Source organism: Priestia megaterium, from assembly GCF_009497655.1.
Lineage (GTDB): Bacteria > Bacillota > Bacilli > Bacillales > Bacillaceae_H > Priestia > Priestia zanthoxyli.
This window is the reverse complement of sequence record NZ_CP023317.1, coordinates 1,050,173-1,075,894: the sequence shown is the minus strand read 5'-3', so window position 1 is coordinate 1,075,894 and position 25,722 is coordinate 1,050,173. Positions and strand designations below refer to the sequence as shown.

General features: G+C 40.0%; 20 protein-coding genes. 6 read left to right on the top strand and 14 right to left on the bottom strand.

What is annotated here, in order from left to right; genetic code table 11:
• Nucleotides 1–30: 30 nt before the first annotated feature.
• The 6 genes from CEQ83_RS05465 to CEQ83_RS05440 form a co-directional block, all read right to left on the bottom strand.
• The gene (locus tag CEQ83_RS05465; RefSeq protein WP_155017049.1) at nucleotides 31–2,475 is read right to left on the bottom strand and encodes a sensor domain-containing protein; all 2,445 of its coding nucleotides are present in this window, start codon (nucleotides 2,473–2,475) and stop codon (nucleotides 31–33) included.
• 521 nt (nucleotides 2,476–2,996) lie between these two features.
• Nucleotides 2,997–3,926: an NAD(P)/FAD-dependent oxidoreductase gene (locus tag CEQ83_RS05460; RefSeq protein ID WP_155017048.1), complete on the bottom strand. Its 930-nt coding sequence runs from the start codon at nucleotides 3,924–3,926 to the stop codon at nucleotides 2,997–2,999.
• 48 nt (nucleotides 3,927–3,974) lie between these two features.
• The gene (folE, locus tag CEQ83_RS05455) at nucleotides 3,975–4,619 is read right to left on the bottom strand and encodes a GTP cyclohydrolase I FolE (protein WP_025749591.1); all 645 of its coding nucleotides are present in this window, start codon (nucleotides 4,617–4,619) and stop codon (nucleotides 3,975–3,977) included.
• 57 nt (nucleotides 4,620–4,676) lie between these two features.
• Nucleotides 4,677–7,208, bottom strand: a complete 2,532-nt coding sequence (locus CEQ83_RS05450) for an EAL domain-containing protein (protein ID WP_155017047.1) — start codon at nucleotides 7,206–7,208, stop codon at nucleotides 4,677–4,679.
• 280 nt (nucleotides 7,209–7,488) lie between these two features.
• Nucleotides 7,489–7,749, bottom strand: coding sequence for a hypothetical protein (locus tag CEQ83_RS05445; RefSeq protein WP_155017046.1), 261 nt, complete (start codon nucleotides 7,747–7,749; stop codon nucleotides 7,489–7,491).
• Nucleotides 7,746–7,964 (bottom strand): hypothetical protein, encoded by a 219-nt coding sequence (locus tag CEQ83_RS05440; protein WP_155017045.1) that lies wholly within the window; start codon nucleotides 7,962–7,964, stop codon nucleotides 7,746–7,748. Before CEQ83_RS05440 ends, CEQ83_RS05445 begins: the two co-directional genes overlap by 4 nt.
• Nucleotides 7,965–8,211: 247 nt before the next feature.
• On the opposite strand from CEQ83_RS05440, the gene CEQ83_RS05435 reads away from it, so the two are divergent.
• Both CEQ83_RS05435 and CEQ83_RS05430 read left to right on the top strand, forming a co-directional pair.
• A complete protein-coding gene (locus CEQ83_RS05435) occupies nucleotides 8,212–8,727 on the top strand; it encodes a cupin domain-containing protein (protein ID WP_155017044.1) in 516 nt (171 codons plus the stop codon).
• 154 nt (nucleotides 8,728–8,881) lie between these two features.
• Nucleotides 8,882–9,874: a DUF3231 family protein gene (locus CEQ83_RS05430; protein ID WP_155017043.1), complete on the top strand. Its 993-nt coding sequence runs from the start codon at nucleotides 8,882–8,884 to the stop codon at nucleotides 9,872–9,874.
• Between the two features lie 149 nt (nucleotides 9,875–10,023).
• On the opposite strand, the gene CEQ83_RS05425 is transcribed toward CEQ83_RS05430, so the two are convergent.
• From CEQ83_RS05425 to CEQ83_RS05390, 8 genes are all read right to left on the bottom strand, one after another.
• The gene (locus CEQ83_RS05425) at nucleotides 10,024–10,662 is read right to left on the bottom strand and encodes an SdpI family protein (RefSeq protein WP_014461240.1); all 639 of its coding nucleotides are present in this window, start codon (nucleotides 10,660–10,662) and stop codon (nucleotides 10,024–10,026) included.
• On the bottom strand, nucleotides 10,663–10,926 hold the full coding sequence (locus CEQ83_RS05420; RefSeq protein WP_013082079.1) for an autorepressor SdpR family transcription factor: 264 nt from the start codon (nucleotides 10,924–10,926) through the stop codon (nucleotides 10,663–10,665).
• 101 nt (nucleotides 10,927–11,027) lie between these two features.
• On the bottom strand, nucleotides 11,028–11,201 hold the full coding sequence (locus CEQ83_RS05415; RefSeq protein WP_155017042.1) for a Fe3+ hydroxamate ABC transporter substrate-binding protein: 174 nt from the start codon (nucleotides 11,199–11,201) through the stop codon (nucleotides 11,028–11,030).
• 208 nt (nucleotides 11,202–11,409) lie between these two features.
• Entirely contained in the window at nucleotides 11,410–14,439 is a 3,030-nt protein-coding gene (locus CEQ83_RS05410; protein WP_155017041.1) for an efflux RND transporter permease subunit, read from the bottom strand.
• A gap of 319 nt (nucleotides 14,440–14,758) precedes the next feature.
• Nucleotides 14,759–16,096, bottom strand: a complete 1,338-nt coding sequence (locus CEQ83_RS05405; RefSeq protein WP_155017040.1) for an MFS transporter — start codon at nucleotides 16,094–16,096, stop codon at nucleotides 14,759–14,761.
• A 130-nt stretch (nucleotides 16,097–16,226) separates the two neighbouring features.
• On the bottom strand, nucleotides 16,227–17,633 hold the full coding sequence (locus CEQ83_RS05400; protein WP_033578249.1) for a sodium:solute symporter family protein: 1,407 nt from the start codon (nucleotides 17,631–17,633) through the stop codon (nucleotides 16,227–16,229).
• A 63-nt stretch (nucleotides 17,634–17,696) separates the two neighbouring features.
• Nucleotides 17,697–19,013 carry an aspartate aminotransferase family protein gene (locus tag CEQ83_RS05395; RefSeq protein WP_155017039.1) on the bottom strand — a complete coding sequence of 439 codons (1,317 nt, stop codon included), beginning with the start codon at nucleotides 19,011–19,013 and terminating at the stop codon, nucleotides 17,697–17,699.
• 73 nt (nucleotides 19,014–19,086) lie between these two features.
• Nucleotides 19,087–20,457 carry a sigma-54 interaction domain-containing protein gene (locus tag CEQ83_RS05390; RefSeq protein WP_155017038.1) on the bottom strand — a complete coding sequence of 457 codons (1,371 nt, stop codon included), beginning with the start codon at nucleotides 20,455–20,457 and terminating at the stop codon, nucleotides 19,087–19,089.
• A gap of 192 nt (nucleotides 20,458–20,649) precedes the next feature.
• On the opposite strand from CEQ83_RS05390, the gene CEQ83_RS05385 reads away from it, so the two are divergent.
• The 4 genes from CEQ83_RS05385 (at nucleotide 20,650) to CEQ83_RS05370 (ending at nucleotide 25,264) form a co-directional block, all read left to right on the top strand.
• The gene (locus tag CEQ83_RS05385) at nucleotides 20,650–21,444 is read left to right on the top strand and encodes a MurR/RpiR family transcriptional regulator (RefSeq protein ID WP_155017037.1); all 795 of its coding nucleotides are present in this window, start codon (nucleotides 20,650–20,652) and stop codon (nucleotides 21,442–21,444) included.
• Nucleotides 21,445–21,470: 26 nt separating this feature from the next.
• On the top strand, nucleotides 21,471–22,298 hold the full coding sequence (locus CEQ83_RS05380; protein WP_155017036.1) for a GNAT family N-acetyltransferase: 828 nt from the start codon (nucleotides 21,471–21,473) through the stop codon (nucleotides 22,296–22,298).
• Nucleotides 22,295–23,404 (top strand): o-succinylbenzoate synthase, encoded by a 1,110-nt coding sequence (menC, locus tag CEQ83_RS05375; protein ID WP_155017035.1) that lies wholly within the window; start codon nucleotides 22,295–22,297, stop codon nucleotides 23,402–23,404. The genes CEQ83_RS05380 and menC overlap by 4 nt, the downstream gene beginning before the upstream one ends.
• A gap of 504 nt (nucleotides 23,405–23,908) precedes the next feature.
• Entirely contained in the window at nucleotides 23,909–25,264 is a 1,356-nt protein-coding gene (locus CEQ83_RS05370; protein ID WP_033578244.1) for an arsenic transporter, read from the top strand.
• Nucleotides 25,265–25,722: the final 458 nt, after the last annotated feature.

Sequence of the window (25,722 nt, the reverse complement as noted above, 5' to 3'; positions counted from 1 at the left end):
AAGTGATGTCTCTGTTGAGACATCACTTTTTTATAGAAATCGCCTCTTTAAATATTCAGCGATTTTTTGAGGAGCAGCCGGCTGACTAACGATATAGCCTTGAATAAAGGAACATTCATGCTTTTGTAAAAAGGCGAGCTGCTCTTTTGTTTCAACGCCTTCTGCAATTACTTTCATGTTAAGAGCATGAGCTAAATACAAAATGCTTTTTGTAATCGCCTGCTGCTTTCCTTTATCGGTCGCATGTTGAATAAACGTTTTATCGATTTTTAACGTGTTAAATTCGAAGTCTTTTAAATGTGATAGCGAAGAAAAGCCGGTGCCAAAATCATCTAAAGCAAACGTTACGCCGATTTTCTTTAATTCGTCCATGACTTTTTTTACGTGTTCTTCATACTGAATAATAGAGCTTTCCGTCACTTCAAATTCAATGAATGAAGGGTCGATGCTGTAACGGGCTAACGTTTGTTGAATGTGCTCTACAAATCCTCGTTTCAGCAAATGTTTAGACGAAACGTTAATCGAAACGGGCACGGTTTGTAATCCTTGATTTTTCCACTGCTGCAGCTGCTTGCAGACACGCTCGATTACCCAGTCGCCGAGTTCAATAATTAAATGAGTTTCTTCTGCTAAAGGAATAAAGTCTTCTGGTGATACGCGCCCCCATTCCGGGTGATTCCAGCGAATTAACGCTTCGATACTATCAATCTCTCTGCTGTTTGTATGAACCTTTGGCTGATATTCAATAAAAAACTCATCTTGCAGAAGTGCGTTGCGCAGTCCTTTTTCCAGATGATAGCTTTTATACGTCTCGCTGTCCATTAACGGAGAATACAGCTGCCAGTCGCTTCGCCCAATTTCTTTTGCACGGCGCATAGCAAGGTTGGCATTCGTCAATAAGGTTTTCACATCTTCACCGTCATACGGGTAGATACTGATTCCTATACTGGCTGTGACGTACAGAGAAAAGTCGTCAATCGTAATTTCTTTTTCGATTTCTTGAAAAAGAGCTGCGGCTAGTTTTTGACATTCATTTATATGTGCAAGAGATAAAAAACAAATCGCAAGCTCGTCTTCTCCTACTCTAGCTAGCATCACATCTGGCGTTACGAACTTTTTTAACCGATTGGCGATACGCTGCAGCAGGCGATCGCCTACATCGTGGCCTAATGTGTCATTAATATGTTTGAAACGATTTAGCCCTAGATAAAAGACCGCTAATGAATCTCTTTCTTTTTTCATTTGCCGAATGAAATTTTTTAATTCTCTTTCAAACTTTCTTCGATTCGGCAAGTTTGTTACATGATCATGAGTCGCAAGATATTCAACTTGATCCACGTATTTTTTTTCTGCGGTGATATCTTCAATGATGCCGTCTATACGCACCAGCTTGCCGTTTTGATCAAGCGTTGGAATGCATCGATCTTTTACCCATTTTATTTCTCCTGTTTTTGTGGAAATTCGATACTGCTGACGAATCGTTTTTCCTTTTTGCAGCTGATGCTGCGATTTGGCCACAGCTGGTTTATCTTCCGGGTGAATAAAGCTTTCCCACAGATCTCTATCTTCTAAAAATTTAATCGCATTTTCCCCGTAAATGTTGCTAACACCACTGGAGCATACAATCACTTTATTGCTTTGCACATCAACGGACCATATTCCGGCATCCAAATTGTTATAAATCGTTTGAAACTGCTGTTCTTTTTGCTTTAATTCATTCGTAATCACTTTCGATTCGGTAATATCATGAACGACTCCAATTAGCTGTATGACGTTTCCATGCTCATCTACTAGTGCATCCGCTTGCTCAAACACCGTACGTTCTTCACCGTTTGGCCGCATCAGCGCGTATTCAATTTTATAACTTTCTCCCGTTGAAAGTGCCTCTGTAACTGCTTTTTGTAATCTTTTTTGGTCACATTCTTTAATAAATTGAAGAACATCTTTAAAAGAAGGGGTAAAGAGCTGGTTGGGGTTTAATCCGTAAATATTATACAGCTGAGGTGACCAATAGCTTTTATCTTCCGTCACGTCGTAATACCAGCTTCCCACATTCGCAAGCTTTTGCTCCATTTTCAAATGCGTTTCTAACTGAGAAATGTGATTGGAGCGCTCTTGCTCTTTTGAATCATCTCTGCATACGGCATAAACACCCGCTACTTGCTCATTTACGATAATAGGAATGAGCGTAATATATAAATGAAGTTCTTTTTTTGTTTTATGATTGATTGTCGTTGAAAAATGAACTTTTTCTCCTTTTAAAGCACGTTGAAAAAGTTCTTGTGCCTGCTGTTGTTTCGACTTATGTATAAGAGCCGTCAGCTGCTGGCTTTTTTGTTTGTGCTCGTTTCCTGTTAGCTTGAAGGCTGCTTCGTTGCTAAACATGATATCGCCTTCACAGTTGATAAAAAAAATACCTTCACTGTATTCTTTTAAAAGCTGCGTATTCAAACGATCAAGATGTTTCATGATCATGATCGACTGCTCCTTCTCCGTGTTTTTATCTGGCAAGATCTCATGGCGCCTCCTTTTATCTATTTCTTTTATACTATTATAAGCTATATTTGATATATATTTTACTTTATTTTCCCGAAATGAGGAACATATCAGGAAAATATAGCCAAAGGTATTTTTTAAGGCTTTTTTGTTTGGTAAAATAAAACATGTAAAGGAGGGATTATTTGACTTACAGTGCTAAAAAACATAATTTATTTTCTAGAGGTTCTTTTCAAACCGCTGCTTTTCTACTTCTTTTCTCGCCTCTTTTTACTCGTTTGTTTCAGCAGAACGTCTGGGCGTATATACTGGTGTCTTGCATCATCGTTCTTTTTAATTTCATCACCGAGTATATTCTAGTAAAAAGAATCAGCGCTGCGCCTAAAAACTACATTGCTTTTTTCCAAACGATTTGTCTGCCTGTGAACGTACTTCTTCTATGTTTCTTTTATTATGTTACGTAAAAAAGCATCTATCGATTTGATAGATGCTTTTTGATATTATGACTTTTTCAAAAGGCTCGATACATGCTTGGCTACAATCGCTCCTTGACCGGCTGAAGAGCTGATACTAGAAAACAAGGGAGTCGTGCAGGCGTCTCCAATGGCATAAATAGATGGATTGCTGCTTTGATGCACTTCATTAATGACGATGAGCCCGCTTTGTGTAGTGGTGACTTTTTCTTTAATAAGTTCAACATTGGGCGCTACGCCTAGTCTGATTAGCACTGCGTCTACCAATAAATTCTTGGACTCACCGTTTTTACTTTTTAAATCAATTGATGTGACGCGATGCTTTCCGTGGATAGCGGTCACTTCGGTGTCTGTCATCACTTTAACACCGGGGTCGGAAAGAACTTTTTCAACGTATTGCTCTCTTGCTTTAAAATGCGTAGAACGATGAATCAAATATACTTGTTTTGCTTTTGATGCTAAAAGATGTGCTCCTTCAAACGCCCGGTCTCCTCCGCCAATGAGAGCAACCCTTTTACCTGTTAACCGTTCTCCGTCTGCTGAAGCAGAGTATACTTCTCCTCGGTCAATCATTTGCTGTTCACCCGGCACTCCGAGCTTTCGCTGGCTAGAGCCCGTTGCTAAAATAAGATACGTATAACCAATTTCTTTTTCTGTTTCTTGCTGCTTTACTTTTACTGTTTTAAAACGTTCGTCAATGGAAATTACTTTTGTATTCGCTTCATATAAGCAGTCCATATCGATAAAATGCTGAACCATTTTACGCTGCATTTCAATTCCATTTTCCGCTTGTATTCCGGGATAATCAATAATCTCATTGTAAATCGTAAACAGCTGTCCGCCTAACTGTGCCTGCTCTTCAAGAAGCAAGCACTCAACGCCTAGCCTTTTACACCACACGGCAGCAGAGATGCCAGCGGGCCCTCCGCCAATAATCAGTACGTCAACATGTTGCATACAGCTCACCTCGCTTCTGCTTCTCAGCTTATATGGCTTTTTGTTTCTTTACATTTGTCGCTGTAAAAGAGATAAAAATTCTCCGCGAACCTCTGGTTTTTCCATAAACGTTCCCCGAACGGATGAAGTGGCTGTAGAAGCTGAAGATTTTTTAATTCCTCTTCCGCACATGCACATATGCTTCGCTTCAATAATTACCATAACTCCTTTTGGCTCTAACACTTCTTCAATTGCATCTGCAATTTCATTTGTTAGACGTTCTTGAACTTGAAATCTCTTTGCGTACCCTTCTACCGTACGAGCGATTTTAGATAAACCTGTGATTTTTTTATCCGGTATATACCCAACGTGGGCAACGCCAAAGAACGGCGCAAAGTGATGTTCACACATTGAGTGAAATTCAATATCTCGTATTAACACTAATTCATTGTGATTCACGTCAAATGTTTTTTCCAAATGGGCTTTCGGATCTTCTCGGTAGCCTTCCGTGTATTCTAAAAATGCCTTTAACACGCGGTACGGCGTCTCTTCAAGGCCGTCTCTTTCCGGATTATCTCCGCATAAATCAATCAGTTCTTTCACCGCATTCATAAATGTGTCAGCTTGACCTATTTTTTTATCTATTTCAGTTGAATTTGTGCCTACTGTTTCTAAAAATTTTTGAGCAATTAAATTTTGTGTACTAAGTGCCATCTTTTTATGTCCTCTTCCCTTTTCTTAGTAAGTTTATTTTCAAATGATGGTTTTGCTTCAGCTATTTAAAAACGCTGCTTCAAAATCTTTTGCAGCAAGAGGCTTGCTAAACAAGTACCCCTGCATATGATCACAGCCGTTTTCCATTAAAAACGCTTTTTGATATTCTTCTTCTACACCTTCTGCGATTACTTCAAGCTTTAAGCTTTGAGATAAGCTAATAATCGCCTGCGCAATTTCACTGTTGCTGTAATCTTCTTGAATATCCTGGATAAAAGACCGGTCGATTTTCAAACAATCGATTGGTAATTTTTTTAAATAGCTCAATGAAGAATATCCGGTTCCAAAATCATCGATAGAAATTGATATACCATATTTCTTTAACAGATGTAAAGCTTTAATCGTTTCTTCCGCGTTCATCAGCAATGTACTTTCCGTAATTTCAATTTCAAACCATGCGGGATCAAATCTATGAAGCGAAAGAAATTGCTGTATTTCATTAACTAACACAATCGGATCTTGAAACTGCCGCGGAGAAAAGTTAACCGCTAGCGTCATTTTTTCGTTTCGATCCTTGTTCCATTTGCTGACTTGAGAACAAGCTTTTTTCATGACAACTTCCCATAGAGACTGAATCAAACCAGTTTCTTCTGCGATAGGGATAAATACTTCCGGAGAAACAAATCCAAGTTCTGCGTCATTCCAGCGAACTAATGCTTCTACGCCGGTGATTACATTGCGCTTTGCTTCTATTTTAGGCTGATAGTAAACGTCAATGTCACCTTTTTGAATTGCTTTTCGCAAGCGCGTTTCGATGTGAACTTTTTCAGCTTGTTTTTGATTTAACGAATCATGATAAATACTTACTTTATTGCCGCCCTGTCTTTTTGAAGCATACATGGCGACATCTGCATACGTAATAAGCGTGTCCAAATTCGTAGAGTGCTCCGGATAAAAGCTTAACCCGCTGCTGATACTGACGAAAACTTCATCATTGTCAATGTAGCAGGGCTGTTGAACATATGCAATGATCTTCTCGGTGATACCTTTAACTTCTTCCGGTGTAAAATCACTGAATAAAATGACAAACTCGTCTCCTCCTTGCCTTGTAAGAAAGCTGTTAGCAGGAGGCAGACATTCTTTAATACGGTTGGCGATCAGCTGTATAAGCTGATCGCCTTTTGAATGCCCTAGCGTATCATTAATATCTTTAAACCGGTCTATATCCATAAATAACACGGCTACGTGACGAATGGACTTTTCCTTCGACTCAACTAAGCGCCTGTTTAATTCTTCTTTAAAATATCTTCTGTTCGGCAATCCTGTCAAAAAGTCGTGGTACGCATGGTACTCACTTTCTTCCTGACTTTTCTTTAAATCGGCCACATATGTTTTTAAAAAATGAGAAAGGTGGTTGATATTTGCTACAAGTCCTCCCAGCTCATCTTTTCTTCTTACATTCAGCACCTTGCCAAAATTGCCTTTGGCGATTTGATTTACGTGCTCCATAATATGTTTAATCGGCCGCGTAATGGATGTAGAGAAAACAAAGCTGATAATAAGGACAATAAAGATAAACGGAAGAGACAGCAGTAAATGTTTGATTAATTCTTGCTGCAGCTCTTTTTTAATAAGTCCATAGTCATACACTACACCTATCACGTAAGCTGGAGAGTTTTTTTCTTTAATCGGTACCAATGTTTTTAATACTTTTTTATCGTTAATTTCAGCAGTATAGCTTTGTGATTTTCCCGTTTTTAAGGCCTTTTGAATGGACTTTTTATCACGTTCGGTATTTCGATACGTGTATGTACCGTACCAAATCGGCTGATCTTTTATTCTAATATATTTATTGCCGTTTAAATATACGTTTTGATTTCTTTTTCCGAAGTTTTTCGGGTTAAAAGCCGTTAGTTCAAGAACGCCTTCAAGATTTTCCGTAAAGCGGTTCATCACGTTCGTAGGGCCAAACCTTTTTTCAAAATCGAGGACGTGCTGATCCCGGAAATAAGGATCAATAATGTAATTAGTAGACCCGTCGTAATAATAACCCCATTTGTCAATGTGATTAGGGTTGCTAGAAGCTACTTCAATCGGTCCGCTCCAATAGTGAGGTAAAGTCAATCCTTTTGTTGTCGTGACCGGCTGCTGAGAAAGAAGCTGCTGAAAAGATGTATACCAATAGCCCCACTCTTTTGTAGACATATTGATTTCCTTAGGATCAGAAGATTTTACGCCTATAATATCACCTTCTACGGGTGCTAATAACGTAATATGAGATACCATCAGTTTTTTAGCCAACTGTTTTAACTCGTCATTGGTGACGTCTCGGTAATCAGCAGGCAAAGACTGTTGAATTGCAATTGAAGCCGTTCGTAATTCCTGTGCCATCCGATCTTCCATATAGGAAGCACTATTTTTAGAATTTTCGACTTCGTACGCAATTTCTTCTGTGACCAGCGTGATTTCCCTTTGATTAAACTCTGTTAATCTATTTTTTGATCGAATGTAGTGCAAGGTGTTATTCGCTAGTAGAATACACAATACCAGCAAAGTAAAGAATACGGACAACTTTTTCTTTATCGACACTAGTGATGGCCTCCTGTTTAAAGAACTGATCCGACAGTTTTAAAACCTGCCTGTATGCTCTAGCTTTACATCGGATACTATTCTTCAATTTCCACAAAAAAAGAATGAACTCATACAAAAAACCAACCGCTTTGGTTGGCTCTATTCTTAACTAATCATCAAATATATTAAATACATACTTTTATTTACATGGGTAGAACAAATTTGTATTACTATAATATTTTAACTTCTTTTTTCAAAATATCAAAGGGGGAAAATTTAACTTTCTTTATCCCTGCCGCTACTTCTTAAACTTCTTCAACATTCGGTGATACCAATAGATTCCCACGCCCGTGAATAAAATAATCGTTCCCCACTGATGAGGTAAAAACTTCAGCATCCATATGGACATGATAATAGTCGCTACCGTTAAGTTACTCAGCCACTGCTCTCGGCTGAGCTTTTTCTTATTTACTACCAACGCTATATAACCGATGGGTGGTGCAAAAAAGCAAAGCAGCAGCAGAAATTTTTCTGAACGGTGCCAAGGCTGTTTATTCATTTTTCCTCACTTTTTCTATTTAAAATGAACTGATAGCCAAACGTCACAATGATCCCTGTCCAAAACATCGAAAATGACGACACTAACTCGGCGCCATTATAGGTATACATTATTACGTTCACAAACAGCAGCAATAAAAGTATATAAAAACCTGCCGACACAGCTTTATTCCAATTTTGATGCTCTCGTTTAGACACATCTTTAAACAACTTCATCGAAACTCTCCTTTTACATCTCATACATCACTTATCCATTTAAGGGTTCTATCTTTATGTTAGCATACTGGGTAGTTTTGGAAAATAGATAAAGGAAATTATATGGAAAATCCATAATCAATAACAATAGAACTATAAAAAGATAATAAATGTAAATAAATAATTCTTTTTAACTATTATTTTGCACACAAAACGTCCATATTAGTATACAATAATCTCAAAATATGTTTTTTAAGGAGATAAAAGGATGACAACAACTCATAATCAGCTAACAAATGCTTTTCACCGTACGCCGCACGATCAAAACACATTTCATTTTCTTGATGAAAAAGTAACGCTTCTTGTATCAGGTGAAGACACAAACGGAGCTTACGCCGTAGCACACGTAGTGAAACCAGCAAACCAAGGTCCCCCGCTTCACCTTCACGAACATGAGGACGAAACGTTTTACGTAAAGCGCGGCTCCATGATTTTCTACATAGGAGAAGAAATAATTGAAGCAACAGCGGGCGATTATGTTTTTGCTCCTCGAGGTATTCAGCATCGCTTTGTGACCGGACCAGAAGAAACAGAATTTATCCTTACTGCTTCTCCAGCAGGCTTTGATTCATTCGTTAAAGAACTCGGTACTTCCGTTCCTGAAAATGCTCCTCTGCCGCAAGTGGGACCGCCTGCTGAAGAAGAAATTATGAGTTTAGTTACCGTCTCTAAAAAATACGGCATTACCTACCCTGAAATTGAAAAAGCATTCAATAAAAAATAAACGCTTTACATAAAGATCTGCTTTTTGCCGGGCAGGTCTTTTTTCTATTTTTATCCTTCTTTACTCATGGAATAATTTAACACACCCTTGTCCACACTATGCTTATCTGTTTTTTATAAATACGTACCATTTTTATAGATAGGAGGAAAGCCTATTGAACGCAGAAAGCAAGCGTTTGACTTCGCCGGAGATAACGAGTCTATGCGCGCAGTATCAGCAGGATACGCTGGCGGTTTGTGTAGCAAAACACGTTCTTGCAACGGTCACGGATGCAGAGATTCGGGCGCTGTTTGCCTTTTCGCTAGAGCTATCAAAAAAGCATATTGAGCTGCTGACTGCCATTTTTCATGCCGAGCATTTTCCGTTGCCAAAAGGATTTACAGATGAAGATGTGGACTTGCACGCACCTCCGCTTTTTACAGACTCGTTTTGGCTGAAATATCTTCATGACATGACGATTCACGGCTTGGCAGGATACGGCATTTCATTTAGCGTGTCCGTTCGCCGAGATCTTCGAGATTATTATCATCAGTGTAATTTGGACGTGATGGAAGTATATAATCGGTCTCTCGACCTGCTTTTAGCAAAAAATCTTTATGTGCCGGCTCCTTATTTTTTAAATCCGAAACAACAAGAGCCGATCACAGATTTGACTTACGCTCTTGATTTTGTAGGAAAGCAGCGCCTTTTAAACGCAACGGAAGCCGGAAATATTTATTTTAATTTACGAAAAAGCATGGCAACCAAAGCGCTTTTAATTGCCTTTAAACAAGTGAGCAAACGAAAAGACGTGCGGAAAGTCATGGAGACGGGGCTTGATGTGGCGCATAAGCATATCGAGCTTTATTCTTCCATCATGCACGAGGAAAACCTTCATACACCTCCGCTTTTGGATAATGAAATCACAACGTCTACGCACGCGCCATTTTCAGAAAAGCTGATGACGTTTCACGCAGGAGCGATGTTTAAAGTAGCCATTACCTATTACGCAACGGCAATGACTACCAGCATGAGGCTTGATATTGTCGGGCACTGTGAAGCGTGTATTTTACGGGACTTAAAAGTAGCGGGGCGATGCAGCGAAGTGATGATTAAAAACGGCTGGATTGAAAAGCCGCCTCAAGCAAGCGATCGTAAGCAAATGTAAGTTTTTTCATAGCAGCTCTTGACCTGAAACGCGTTTCATACTTTATGCTGTATTTATTCTCATCAGCCGGCGTGACACGAACGGTGGCGTTACGGCTGATATGTTATCCATAAAAAAATCCGGTGTGTTCACCGGATTTTTTGGTATGCTTACATATTCATTTCTTTTTTATACGCCAAGTACGAATACAGATAAGGAATCGCCACGCACAGAACGATACTCCCCCACATGATAACGGACTTGTATCCATCAGGTAAAAAAGCGCTAATAAGAATCAGCAGTCCGCCGATAAAAAAGATCTTTCCAGATAAACGATGCGTCTTTTTCCATACGTTTTCATTGCTCAATGTCCACGGTGTACGAATCCCCATAAAATAGTTAGAGCGTACGCGCTGCAAGTAGTTTCCGATAATGATAAAAACGAGTCCAGCCATAATCGGAGCAATGTACGACATCGGCACGTTATAGCCAAGCCCCTGTAAAATAGTGCTCATATTTACAAAAAAGAATAATAGCAGTACAGCGTTTAACAGGATATTATACGTTTTTGAAAAGTACTTATAATTTTCTTTACGCGGGTCAATTCGCGGAACAAAGGCGATGACAAAATAAATAAGTACCATGATGCCTACTGTTAAGATCATTGCGTTTATCTTCGTTGCAAATCCGTCTGCTTCTCCATTTGCTCCCCAGTGAATGGGCATCGTAGCTGGAAGATGCGGCAGTGCAATTATCCATGCAACCAGTGTTAAAAGAGTAATACTTAAAGGAAATACGTGTTTTTTCATTTAACTCTCTCCTTTCTGAAAGCTGAAAAACCAGCCGATTAAATCTTGAAAAACGGTTGTATTTAATGAATAAATCACAAACTGCCCTCTTTTTTCATCTTGAACGAGGTCCGCTTGCTTCAAGATTTTTAAATGATTTGAGATGCTTGGTTTGGTCATATTAAAATACTCGGAAATTTCTCCTGCGGTTAAGTCCCTCTCTTTTAGCAGCTCTAAAATCTTCCTGCGAGTAGGATCCGCTAAAGCTTTAAACGTTTCATTCAATTAAAGTTCATCTCCATCACATTTAAGTATTTAGATAATTATCTAAATATTAAACTATAAAGTATACTATGTCAATATGTTGAAAAGAGTACGGCTTTGACTCATTTTTTTGTTTTTTCAAAGCAGTCCATGCATACAAACTGCGCTTCTTGATGTAAAAAAGCTTTGATTTCGGTCATTCCTCTTCTACTCGGATACTTCATTCGCATCCACACTTCTTCATTCGGCTGAATTTCTTTCTGACAAACGTAACATCGCCCTTTTATTTCAAACATATTATGCCCTCCATTTCTTTATCTAACTATACGTTTGACTAGACAAAAGGTTTCATAAAAAAGAGGCTGGGGCGTAACCAAATCAACCCTAGCTAGAAGCAACTACAGACATGAAACCTACGTTCATTCTACCAATAAAAGAATCCGAACGATTTATCGTTCGGATTTTTTTCACCTAACATACTTGTGGCCTAGCCCCTTTTAAACATTATAGCGGCGTTACGTCTTCCTGCTGTTTTTGCTGTATTCTTTGTTTTTTCGATTTTCTGAAGTGAAGCAGTTCATATACAACTGGAATGACTACAAGCGTAAGAAGAGTCGCAACGGCCAATCCTCCAATTACAACGACTGCAAGACTTTGAGAAACGAGGCTTCCGCTTTCGCTTTGTTTAAATAACAGCGGCAGCATTGCACAAATCGTAGCAGCAGACGTCATGACAATTGGACGCATACGCGTAGCGGCTGCTTCTACAATGGCATCGCGCATAATCATTTTCTTTTCATTTTGCTTCACGCGGTCTAATAGTACAATGGCGTTGGTTACAACAATACCAATCAGCATCAGTGCTCCAAGTAAAGCCGTTACGTCTACTGGAATACGGCTGATTAATAATCCTAAAACGGCACCGATGGCAGCAAGCGGAAGTGAAAATAAAATTGCAAACGGCGTACGGATTGTTTTAAACGTGATGACCATAATTAAGAACACAATACCAATCGAAACGAGCATCGTAATGAACAAGTCAGAGAAATCTTCTCCTTGCTGAGTGCTTGCTCCTCCAATTACAACGTCAACATCTTTTGAAATGGAGAGTCCTTTATTATTACCGTCTCCAAAAATTGTTGTTTGGATGTTTTTATTAATCTCTGAAAGCTTTTCTGGATTGACATCTGCTGTTATTTGAATATACGGGTCTCCATTTTTATGAAACTGATTTGTTGGCTTTTCAGCTTGCGTTAGCGAAGCCACTTTTGAAACAGGTGACGGTCCTGTCTCTGTCATAATAGAAATATCTTTTAACTCTTTTGGTGACGTTGGATTTAAGACAGATTCAAGAAATACGTTTGCTTGCTTGCCTTCTAAATCTACCGCTCCAATCGGCGTTTTATTCAGCATAACGCCAAGCTGCTGCGCTACTTGCTGCGTGTTTGCTTTTGTTGGATCTACGTCTAAAGAGTAAATGGTTTTCTTTTCGTCTTGGTTCGTAGAAACTTTATCTACTCCTTTTATATCGCTGATTTCTTTCTTAATGCTGCTTGCCGTCTTTTCTAACTTGTTCATGTCGTTTCCAATTACATCAACGGTAATGGAAGTAGTGGAAGCTCCCATTAGTGAAGCAGCACTTACGCTAAGATCCCCTCCATCATAGAGTTTCTTTTGATTTTGGATTCGTTTCATTAGCGAATCCGTGTTTCCACTGTCTTTTACGATAATCGTATACGTAGCTTCAGTAGGTGAACCAACGTCTCCCCACTTGGCTCCTTCGTCCGTATTACCTAGCTGCATGTATACCTCTTTTACTTCTTTTTGAGCTAAAATATAGCGTTCAAGCTGCAGTGATTTTTCTTCTACGGTTTTAATTGGCGTGTTATTTGGATAGCTTAACGTTGTGCCTACAAAGTCAGACGAAGAGTTATCAACCGCTCCTTTAGGCATCATTGTGTACGCGCCAATAGATCCGACAAATAAAAGCAGCGAAAGCAGCAGTACAACCCATTTATGATTAAGCGACCATGTAATGACTTTTGTAAAACGAACCGGCTGCTTGTGCTTGCGAAGTTTTTCATTTTTTAATAATCCCGCGCCCATTAACGGTACAACGGTAAGCGCCACAATTAATGAAGACAGCAGCGAATACGTCAGCGTTAGAGCAAACGGAAGCATAAAGTCCTGAAGTCCTCCGTTTACAAGGCCGATTGGTAAAAAGACAGCTACTGTCGTTAGCGTAGAAGCAGTAATAGCAGAGCCTACTTCTTTTGTCGCATCAATAATCAGTCCAAGCGAAAACTCTTCTTTTTGCATTTTCCGAAAGATGTTTTCAATGACAACGATACTATCATCTACCAACCTACCAATCGCTACCGCTACTCCTCCAAGCGTTAAAATATTAAGCGTGACGCCTGATTTGGATAATAAGAAAAGCGTAAAGCAAAGCGATAAAGGAATGGATACAATTGTGATAAACGTAGAGCGAACGCTGCGTAAAAACAGCATGATGACAATAGTCGCAAAAAGTGCACCGAGCAACACTTCTTTCATCATTGAATGAACAGAGTTTTGTACGCTGTCTCCCGTTGCAAAAAATACAGAAGCGTCCACATTGTTATAGTCTTTGCTAATTTGCTGAGACAGTTTTTTTACTTCTTTTGTAATGCTAACGGCGTTTGAGTGACTGTCTTTTGTCACAATAAGTAAAAGTGCATCTTTTCCGTTAATATGCGTCACGACGCCTTCAGGCTTTTTCACCTCTACTTTTGCAAGGTCGCCTAGCGTTACACCCTGTGCAACCGGCAGCTTTTTCACTTTGTCCAAGCTATCAATTTTACCAGTTACGTTGATATTGCTCGACTTGTTATTAATGACTTTTTCTCCAACTGCAAGCGACGTGTTTTTTCCTTCTAACACGCTGATGACTTTATCAATCGTTACGTTCTTTTGTGACAATTTTTTATTGTCCACTTTAATAGACACGTAGGAATCCGCTGTTCCATATGTTTGGACACTCGCAATGCCTTTAATGTCTTTATATTTAGGGATCAGTTTTTTCTCTGCAAGATCCAGATTGTCTCTTGTTAATCCTTCTTTAAATGTGAGTGAAATATCTGCGATGGGAATCATAGAGGTGTTTAATTGAATAACATTAGGCTTTGATACGCTGGCTGGAAGCTGCACCGAAGACAGCGCTTCTTGAACGTTTGTTTTTGCTTCTTTCATATCCGTTTTGGATTCAAATGAAATATCGATTTTGGAATAGCCGTCTCCCGTTGTCGAATACACGTTGCTTTTTCCTTTAACACCGGCTACCGCTTCTTCAATTGGTGACGTAACTTGTTTTTCCATAGAATCCGCATCCGTTCCTTGCCCCATAACTACTACTGACACTTGAGGCTGATCAGCGGTCGGCAGGAACTCCATCGGAAGTGTAAAATAACTAATAACTCCTAAAGCTAAAATTAAAATAGACATAATGGTAATAGCCGCTTTGTTTTTAAACGACCATTTGGTGAGCCATGACATGAAATATCCCCTTTCACTTTTTCGTACAAACTCAGTCAAACATTTCTAAAATATGCTAAATAACCACTAAATTATACCTAATGTTTCTTACCATTTAAAGACTTATTTTTGTAGAAAGTCCCATTATTTGAACGAGATTACTTATGGATAATATAAGCAGCTTCTTTACAGCACAAAAAAAGACGCCGATACCCGGCGTCCCACATGTAGTAAGTGAAAGAAGAAGAAGAATATGCCTACGATTTCTCAGGCAATTCTATGACCTTATTGTGTCTCTTCCCGTTTTTTTATGAAATAAACATATTTAGCATAAATTCCCTCAACTAGCAGCTCGATTGTGCTTTGTTTCCGTATCGTTTTGAATCTTTAACGACGTTAATAACGCCACGATGCTTCCGGCAAAGCCAAATAAAAACAAGTGATGAATGCCTGCCATAAAGCTTCCGCCTGAAGTCAGCAACGCACCCATAATCGTAACGCCGATTGCTGTTCCCATGTTTCGGCAAAACATAAAAAATGACGTTGAAATACCTCTTTCATGTCCTCCTACTAATTGCTGTACACCAATGACTCCAACCGTAGAAAGCAGACCAAACGACAGTCCTTGTACAATCATGACGCAAAACACATAAAAGAAGCCGTGACTTTCATTTAACATCATTAGAAGTGTTCCCGAACCAACCAGCAGCACATTCCCGATTAACAACAGCTTTCTGTAGCCATGTTTTAAAATCCATTTACCCGCAGGCACGGACACAGACATCCATCCGACCGCTGTTCCTAACAGCGCCACTCCGCTCATAAACAGTGACAAATGCGCCACTCGCTGTAAAAATAACGGAATGTAGCTTGACGTTCCGAATAAAGCCACCGTTCCAATAAACGCATTGATATTAATCCATGACAGCGTTTTGTTTTGGAACATGGACAGCGGTACAATCGGAGAAGCATGTTTTCGTTCATGGAGATAAAAAATGACCAATAAAATAAGTCCCGCTACTGCATACACAACTCGGTTTTGTTCCACTACCGTCACAAGCAGCAGTAACGTAACGCCAGCTCCAAACAATATAGCACCGATGTAATCGACTTTTGCTCTTTTCGGCTCATAGCTTTCTTGATACGGCATTAACGTAAGAAATGAAACGATACATACCGGTAAATTAATAAAGAAAATCCATCTCCACGTTAAATAATCCACAAAAAAAGCGCCTAAAAGCGGAGCCAACACAGCTGATAATCCCCACATCGTTGTAAAGAGCGCCTGAATTTTCCCTCGCTTCTCAACTGGAAATAAGTCTCCGGCAATAATAGCGGGAAAGGCCACCATAAACCCGGCTCCTATTCCTTGAACCGCACGGAAAAGAACAAGCTGAATCATCGTATTTGCCACGCCGCAAAGCATCGAACCAATTAAAAAAGCAATAATTCCAAACCCAAATACTTTTTTGCGGCCAAATAAATCCGATAATCTTCCCGCTACCGGAGATAAAATCGTACTTGCAATCATGTACGAAGCAAACGACCACGCGTACAAATCGAATCTTCCAAGCTCTTTTGCAATAACGGGCATCGTCGTATTCATAATCGTTGAATCAAGCGAAGCCACTAGCATTGCCAGTACAATACTAACCATTACGGACGTTCTGCTTTTCATTTGACAATCTCCTTATCTCTATAATCTGAGCGTCTAGTGTACTCCTCTCTGCCGTTTGTTGTCTATACTTATGCACACAAAATGCTAAAAAGCTTCTCACTTTACTATGAGAAGCTTTTTACCCCCTTATTCACATATCTTCTTGAACCTTTTCTTGATCAGACAGTTCTTTGTTTCGAGCCATAACCGCAAATCCAGCCATCACGATGATGCTGCTTGAAATACCGTATAGAATTGGAGTGGTAGAAGAAAGTCCTTCAATCAATAGACCTCCAAGTACTACTAGCGTACTAACAACAATCGCTGAAACTCCTGCTTTTGGATGAATGTCTTTCCAAAACAGGGACACAACAAACGGAACAAAAATCGCTCCTGATAAAATCGCATACGCCACGTCTAAAGCAACAAGCACGTCTTGAATCCAAAGAGCAAAAATAATAGCAAGTACGCCGACAATAAGTGTATTCACACGGGTTAAAACTAAATAGTTTTTCTCTGAAATATTTTTAAGCCACACTTTTTTAATGATATCGTTACTAATCAGCGTAGAAGACGCAAGCAGCGTTCCTGAAGCAGTTGACATCAGCGCCGAACAAACGCCCGCTAGTACGAGACCTAATAACCCTTGAGGCAGAATTTGAATCGCAAGCGTCGCAAAAATGCTTTGACTGCTTTCTGCGTTTGGCAGCAGCAAATATGCACACATTCCAATTACACTTCCCGCAATCGCGTAGGCAATGCTGTACACCCCTGCAAAAATGGAGCCGTTTCGCGCAATTTTTTCTGTTCGCGCCGTAAATACTCGCTGCCAAATATCTTGAGATACTGCCATACCAAGCGTATATAGAAGGAAATACTGAAAGATTTGACCGTATCCAATCGATGAAAAATCAAAATAAGATGATGGCAAATCTCCGGTAAGGGCTTTGAAACCTCCTGCTTCTGATACGCTCATTGGAAGCATAAATCCAAAAATCGCTACCGTCATCACAACAAATTGAATAATATCAGTAACCGTTACGCTCCACATTCCGCCTAAAATCGTATAGAACAAAACAATCGAACCGCCAATTAACATCGATGCCGTCATGTTCCATCCAAGCAACGCATGAATGATTGTTCCCATTCCAATCACTTGAGTGACTGATACCATGAGTGTATAAATAGCGGCAACAACCGCGCTGATAATTTGCGCTTGAGCGTTATATCTTTTTCCTAGCAGCTCACTGATAGTGGTCACTTTCAACGACGAAATCCGCTTAATGAAAATCGTGCCAAGCGTAATGATTCCAAGTCCAATCATCGTCACAAACCAAATGCCAGACAGCCCGTGCTCGTAGCCAAGCTGAGCCGTTCCAATCGTTGACGCTCCGCCTAAAATAACGGCTGATAAACATCCTAAATACATAAACATCCCTAAGTTTCTTCCGGCTAAAATAAAATCTTCTGATGACTTTGCTTTTAACGAGCCAATAATACCCGCTACAACCAATACGCCAAAATAGACAAACATAACCGTCATATCCAGTCCGTTCATAACAGATTCCTCCTTATTATGGGTCAATCTATCTTTCATTGAAACAAAGAGCTTCCTAAAGCTTTAGATCACGTGAAGGCTTGTGATTTCTGTTAATGCTTCGTCTAACACGCGAAGCCCGGCATCAATTTCTTCCTTTGTAATCGTTAAAGGAGGAATCATTCGAATCACTTCTCCGCTATTTCCGCAAAGGTAAAACAGCACCCCTTTTTCCAAACATTTGTCTAAAATCTCAAGAAGAAGATTTCCGTCGCCTTGCTTTGTTTTTGGATTAATAATTTCAATTCCAATCATTAGTCCTACTGAACGAATGCTTCCGATCACTTCATGCTTCGCTTTTAAATGCTGAAGCTGATCCGCTGCATATTTCCCCATTGCTTTTGAGTTCTCAATCAGCTTTTCTTCTTTTAATACGTCCAGCGTCGCAAGTGCTGCTGAACAAGCAATGGGATTGCCTCCAAAAGTTGTTCCGTGTGTACCAATCGGCCACTTTTCCATGAGCTGTTTGGAAGCTACAGTAGCACTTAACGGAAGTCCTGATGCTATGCCTTTTGCGATTGCCATAATGTCAGGCGTCACGTCAAACGTTTGAGCTGCAAACCACTCGCCGGTACGTCCAAACCCTGTTTGCACTTCGTCAAAAATAAGCAGAATGCCGTGTCTATCACATACTTCTCTTATTTTTTGCAGCCATGCTTTCGGAGGGATTACGTAGCCGCCTTCTCCAAGAACCGGCTCTACAATCATGCACGCCACTTCTTCCGGCGTTACTTGATGCTTAAACAACGTGTCAAAATCTTTTTCTAACTTTTCCACGCAGTAGATTTCCGGATCTTCTCCTTTTGGACACTGAGTCACGTCTGCATAAGGCACTTGATACGTTAAGCCCGATGGCTGAAGAAATTTCCGGTATTTGCTTTTTGATGTTGTCACGCTAAGCGCTCCGAGAGAACGGCCGTGAAAGCAGCCCATAAACGAAACCGTATAAGGCCTTTGCGTCACGTATTTTGCTAGCTTTAACGCTCCTTCTATTGCTTCAGTTCCGCTGTTAGCAAAGAAAAAGCAGTCCAGGCCTCTTGGCAATACTGTTTTTAATTCTTCAGCAAGCTGTAAAATAGATTCGTACATAATCACACCTGACGGGCCGTGCATAAGATGATCAACGCTATCTTTAATCGCTTGTACAACTTTAGGGTGACGATGACCTGTATTCGCTGTTGCAATACCTGATGTAAAATCTAAATACGTTTTTCCGTCCGCTCCGTAGTAGTAGCAGCCCTCTGCTTTTACCACGGGTAAATTAGGGTGATCTTTCGCCATGCTTGGTGCTAGTAAATCCGGTAAACTGTTCATTAACTGTGTAAGTGATGCCTGTGTCATCTGACTTCCTCCTCGCAATCTATCAAGTAATGTGTTTGTACTTGTTTTACATGCAAAGAGCGTGCCAAAGACGTTAAAAAACAGAATGTTTTTTTAATTTTCTAACAACTGAAGGCTGACTGATTCCGAGTGCTTCGCCTATTTCTGTTGTCGTTTTATACTGTTTTTTTGCTTTTACTAATATCTCTTTTTCCAGCTCGTTTAACGCGTCATTAAGCTTCATTTCCCCATGTTCTTCAACGTGTTGAATCCGTTTTTTCCTATGCAGAGAATGCGGCAAATGCTCCATTGTAATCAGCGTTTGTGAAGACACAACCACCGCGTGTTCAATCACATTGATTAACTCTCGTACGTTTCCTTTCCACTCATGTGCAAGCAGTGCGTGAATAACCGCATTATCAAACGTTCTTTTTCGGTTGTATTTCTTTTCAAACTGCTCGGCAAAATGTGTGAGCAGCGGAAAAATATCTTCAGGGCGCTCGTTCAAAGATGGAATGGTAATCGGTACGACGCTTAAACGAAAATATAAATCTTCTCGAAATTCTTTTTCGGCAACGGCTTTTTCTAAATCTTTGTTCGTCGCTGCAATTAAGCGAAAGTCCACGGTTTTAGGCTTTCTTCCTCCAACGGAATAAAACTGTTTTTCTTGAATGAGCTTTAAAATTTTCACTTGATGCGCCGGTGACAGCTCTCCCACTTCATCTAAAAAAAGCGTGCCCCCGTCTGCTAATTCGACCAGCCCCACCTTTCCATTTTTAGATGCACCGGTAAAAGCCCCTGCCTCATATCCAAACAGTTCAGCCTCAAATAAATGGTCTGGAATCGCCCCGCAGTTCACTTCAATAAACGGCCCTTTGCTTCTTGTACTTTTGTTATGTATCAGCTTGGCTAAATGCGTTTTTCCTACTCCGGACTGCCCTAAAAGCAAAATATTTACGTCTACGTTCGAAACGTGAACGGCCGTACGAAGAACGTGCTGCATTTTATCGCTGTTGCACACAATTCCTTCTGTTGATAGATTTTGGTTCCGCAGCAGCATAAGCTCGCTCTTTACGCGCTGCATTTCGCCTTCCATCGCATCAAGATATGTTTTCATTTCCATCAGCTCCGTCACATCGTGAGAATAGCTGACGATTCTTTTAATCTCGCCTTTTTCATCTTTGACCGGAATGCCCGTAACGAGCACCTGCTTGCCTTGTTTAGTTGTTTGTACAAGCGTAATTTTCTTCTTTGTTTCAAGCACAATTGGGGTAACGATTGGGGTAAACAGTCCTTGTTTTTCAAGTTCATACACAGACTTTCCGAGCAGTTTTTCAGCTTTTACATCGTAAATGTTTCCCGTTCCTTCATGTATTCGGACAATGATGCCTTTTTCATCCGTCACAAGCAAATCATCTTTTAATGAATGAAGGATCCACTGATTTTCATTCCATTCTGAATTCATGTATGCTCCCCGCTTTCTATTCACTTTTGAATAAAATACAATTCGTTTTTGAATAACGGCATTTATTTTTGAATAATCAATTTATTATATCACGAAGGCTTCTTTTTATTTTGAAACAGTAATTGAAATGAAGTTAAAAATGCATTAATATATTTTTATGAAGTTATAACTTCTTTTTTTTTAGGAGGCTATATGAATCAATCATTTCAAGAATTAATTAAACATAAATTCCCTGACCTTTCTCGCGGTCAGAAAAAAGTGGCGGAGTTTCTCGTCAATTTTATGGAAAAAGGCTCGCTGTACACGGCCGGGCAAATTGGCAAAGAAGCAGGTGTCAGTGAAACAACCGTTATTCGTCTAGCTTACGCACTTGGGTTAAATGGTTTTTCCGATTTGCAGGAGCTAATGCGAAAAGAATGGCTTTCTTCTGCAGAATCAAAAGAAGCAGCTAGCAAGCCTGAAGCGGAAGAAAAGAAACCTTTTAGTGAATGGCTTTCCCCTGTTGACGAAAAGGAATTATCTCAAGCTGTAGATGCGCTTATCAAAAGTGATCAAGTGTATATTGCAGGTTTCCGTGAATCTCATACGGCAGCCTACTGGCTGTATTATAAAATGAATCAGCTTCGCAATCATGTTCTTTTATCTTTTCCAACTGGATTTTTGCTTGAAACGCTATGCAATCTCACGAGCGCATCAGCCGTTGTTGTATTTTCACTGCCGCGCTATACAAAAGAAGCGCTCGAAGTAGCTCAGCAGGCTAAAAAACAAGGAGCAAAAGTCATTGCCATTACAGACCGCCGTCTGTCTCCGGTAGGTCAAATCGCTGATATCACGCTTTTAGCCGGTACAACCGAACATATTTTATCGCTTCTTGCCCTATCTCAAATTGTCATTAGCAGCATGCAAAAAAGAGATGAAAAAACGGCTGGAAAACGGCAAGAAAGCTTAGAAAAGCTCTATGCCGAGCAAGGCATCTTTTTAGAATAAATGATTAAAAGAAAGGAAGGAAACAAATGACTGAAGCTTTAACGATTCGTTCACTTATAACAACCAATGAACTAGAAGAAGTACGCGCATTAGAAAGCCGCGTCTGGGGAGAAGAAGAAGCAACGCCCGTTCATCAAACTTTGACCGCTGTTAAAAACGGAGGTCTTGTTCTCGGTGCGTTTCTAGATGAAAAGCTGATTGGCTTTCAATATAGCTTTCCAGGGTTTGACGGAGATTGCGTGTATTTATGTTCTCATATACTAGCAGTTGACCCTGCCTATCGCAGCATGGGTATCGGTGCCAAACTTAAGCATGCGCAGCGCCAGGAAAGTAAAAAAAAGGGCTATTCATATATCAGCTGGACGTATGATCCTTTAGAAAGCGCCAACGGGTATTTAAATATTGGAAAGCTTGGAGCCGTTTGTTCTACATATATTGAAAACTGCTACGGAGACATGAATGATCCGTTAAATGCTGACTTGCCTTCTGATCGATTCGTTGTAGAATGGGCATCTTTAGAGGATACAAAGCGAGCTCAGCCTCTCTATACGCCAGATCAAATAATGGACGCATCGCTCATTCAATGGACATTAACGGATAAAGGGTTTCCTTCTGTTACAGGTATTGATGAAAAATGGTTGGGTCGTGACGTCGTGTCTGTAGCTATTCCGTCTGCTTTTCAGCAAATGAAAGAAGTCTCTCCTTCTCTCGCATTGGACTGGCGGATGCGTACAAGATACGTATTTCAAACGTGTTTTGCAAAAGGATTTGAAGTAACAGATTTTATGAAGCATCCAGAAAGCAGCGCGCCCGTTCATTTTTACATTTTAACGAAAAAAGAGGTGCAAAAATGAAGATCAAACGCGTCATTTTACGCCATTTAAAAATGGATTTACTTCATCCATTTACGACAAGTCTTGGAAAAGAAGTGGATCGAGATTTTATTTTAGTAGAAATTCAAGACGAAGACGGACGATCGGGCTGGGCTGAATCCGTAGCGTGCGCAGATCCTTTTTATAAAGAAGAAACGCTCAAAACAAACTGGCACATCATGGAGGATTTTTTAATTCCTTTGCTTCAACAGAGAGACATTCAGCATCCTGATGAAGTATCTCAACGCTTTGCTCATATTCGCGGCAATTACATGGCAAAAGCGGCGTTAGAAGGCGCTGTTTGGGATTTGTATGCGCGCAGGCAAAACCTCTCTCTATCTAAAGCGCTAGGAGGCAGTAAAAGTCAAATTGAAGTTGGTCTCAGCGTTGGCATTCAGCCTACGATTGACGAAACGCTTCGAAAAATTGAAGCCGGCTTGAATGAAGGATATAAGCGAATCAAAATTAAAATTAAGCCGGGCTGGGATCTTAACTTGACGCGCGCGGTTCGAAACGCGTTCCCTTCTATTCCGCTGATGGTTGATGCGAACTCTGCTTATACGCTTGCAGATACTGATCACCTTGCTCAGCTTGACGAGTTTGATTTAATGATGATTGAACAGCCGTTAGCTCATGATGATTTAATTGATCACGCTGAACTGCAGGCCCGCATGCGCACGCCTATTTGCTTGGATGAAAGCATTCATTCAGCTGAAGACGTTCGAAAAGCTATTAAACTTGGAAGCACGCAAATTATTAACATTAAAATTGGCCGGGTAGGCGGACTAACCGAAGCCAAAAAAATTCATGACCTTTGTCAAACTCACGGTGTACCCGTATGGTGCGGCGGCATGCTCGAATCAGGTGTAGGACGAGCACATAATATTGCCATTACCACACTAGCTAATTTTACGCTTCCCGGAGATACGGCTGCATCATCTAAATACTGGCCGCGTGATATCGTTCACCCGGAAATCACGGTCGACAACGGTATTATTTCCGTTCCTGATACACCAGGCATTGGCTATGAACCTGACCGTGACCAGATACAAGCGCTAACTTTACACGAAAAAACCTATACTTGCTGACCTTGAAGATCCTGGACCAAAAGTATGTTAGTTGAAGAAAGATCCGAACGATGAATCGTTCGGATCTTTTTATTGTGATGATAAACGTGAACGTAGGTTTCATGTATGTAGTGGCTTCTAGCTGTGGATTGGAGGGCAAGACGAAGACTCCTGCGGGAAAAGCGGAACAGATGAGACCCCGCAGGAGCGTATGCGACGAGGAGGCTCATCGACCGCCCGCGGAAAGCGGAGTCTTGCACGGAAATCAACAGCGGTGTAAAAAGCAACGCATACTAGCTCCTTTATTCAATTGATTTCTTTTTAGATTGGATGGATTTAGTTATGTCCCAGCCTCTTTTTTATAGGCTCCTCTCCCGAGATGATACGTGCCTTGGCAAGATAAACAAACATATTAGCAAAAATGGTCTTATGCACAATCCTTCTAGTAATAAATGAATATAAATAGAGTGTAAGGGACATGCAAGGGTATATTCATTACAAATTTTAGAAGAAAGGAGCATACTGATGAATATTGAAATTGGAATTGCCATTTTCGTGTTTACAATGACAATGCTCGTCATTTTTTGGAGGCCAAACGGCATCAACGAAGCATGGCCGGCAGCCATAGGAGCAGCCATTATCCTGCTTACAGGGATTGTATCCAAATCAGACATTGTTGATATTTTTGCAAAGATAAGCGGCGCTTCTATCACCATTATTGCCACCATTGTCATGGCCGTCATATTAGAAAGTTTTGGATTCTTCCACTGGGCAGCTGCACGACTAGTGAGTTTATCCAAAGGCTCAGGGTACCGATTATATTGGTACATTCAACTGCTTTGCTTTTTAATGACTTTACTATTTAATAATGACGGCAGTATTTTAATTACCACTCCAATTTTAATTCTACTTTTGAAAAACCTTCAGCTAAAACCCCACCAGCAGATCCCCTACCTTTTAAGTGGAGCGCTTATTGCTACCGCTTCCAGCGCGCCTATAGGTGTAAGTAATATTGTCAATTTGATTGCCTTAAAAATTGTTCATATGTCGCTTTATATGCACACGGCGATGATGTTTGTACCGGCGACACTTGGTTTATTATTTATGTCTTGGCTCATGTATACGGTCGTAAAACGCCATTTGCCAAAAAAACTGCCGCATGCTTCAAAAGATATAGAAGAAAGTTTCTTTACGAAACAGTTTCACCCCTTAAAAGGAAGCATTTCTGTTGAAACAAAACGTAAACGCACACAATTTATGCTGAAAGTTTTATTATTTGTGTTTGTTATGCGCTGTCTCCTATTTGTCGCCTCTTATTTCGGCATACCAATCGAATTGGTTGCTGTACTGGGCTCACTGATCTTGCTTGTTTGGAGATGGTATCACTTACGTACAAACCCGATTGATATTTTAAAGAAAACGCCGTGGCACATTTTCGTTTTTGCCTTTTCGATGTACGTTATTATTTACGGACTGCATAACGTAGGATTAACGGAGCTGCTTGTAAAAGTTTGCGAACCAATCGTAAATCGAGGACTTTTTGAAGCAAGCTTTATCATGGGAGGACTTGTTTCTATTCTCTCTAACTTGTTTAACAATCACCCTGCTTTAATGGTCGGAACCATTACCTTGACTGAAATGGGGCTCGATCCTATTACTCTTAAAACCATTTATCTTGCTAATATTATTGGAAGTGATATGGGCTCGCTTTTATTGCCGATTGGAACACTGGCTTCTCTTATTTGGATGCATATTTTAAAAGAAAATCATATCAAGGTAAAATGGAAAGATTATTTAAAAGTATCACTTATTGTTATCCCGCTTACCACGATCGTTACTCTTTTCCTCCTATTCTACTGGGTTCAGCTCATTTTTTCTTAATACTGATTTACAGGACGGATTGTACTCTTTTGAAGCTTACAGTCCGTCAGAAATAAACAAATGTCTCCCATAAAAACCCACTAGATTTTTCTATTGTTTTTTCATAGATACACATTCACCCAATAAAAACAATTTTTTACATTCACTAATTATTTAGAACAATTTAAAAAGAAAATCAATAAATATATTGAATCGAATTTCCTTCATGTGATAAGATATGGTTATATTGTTACTTTAACAATACATAGAGCGAATGAAGTAGAAAATATGCAGATGCATAGAACTTTCTAAACCCCACACGCAACATTTAGAGAGTGACATTCATTTTCTCAGTAACACCCATACCTTTCTGAAAAGAGTGAGTACATTAGACTTGCTCTTTTTGTCTGTTTACTAGCAAGGTGCACTTCTTATATCAGGCCTTGTTTTACAATAAAACGACAAAAAAACAGGTAACT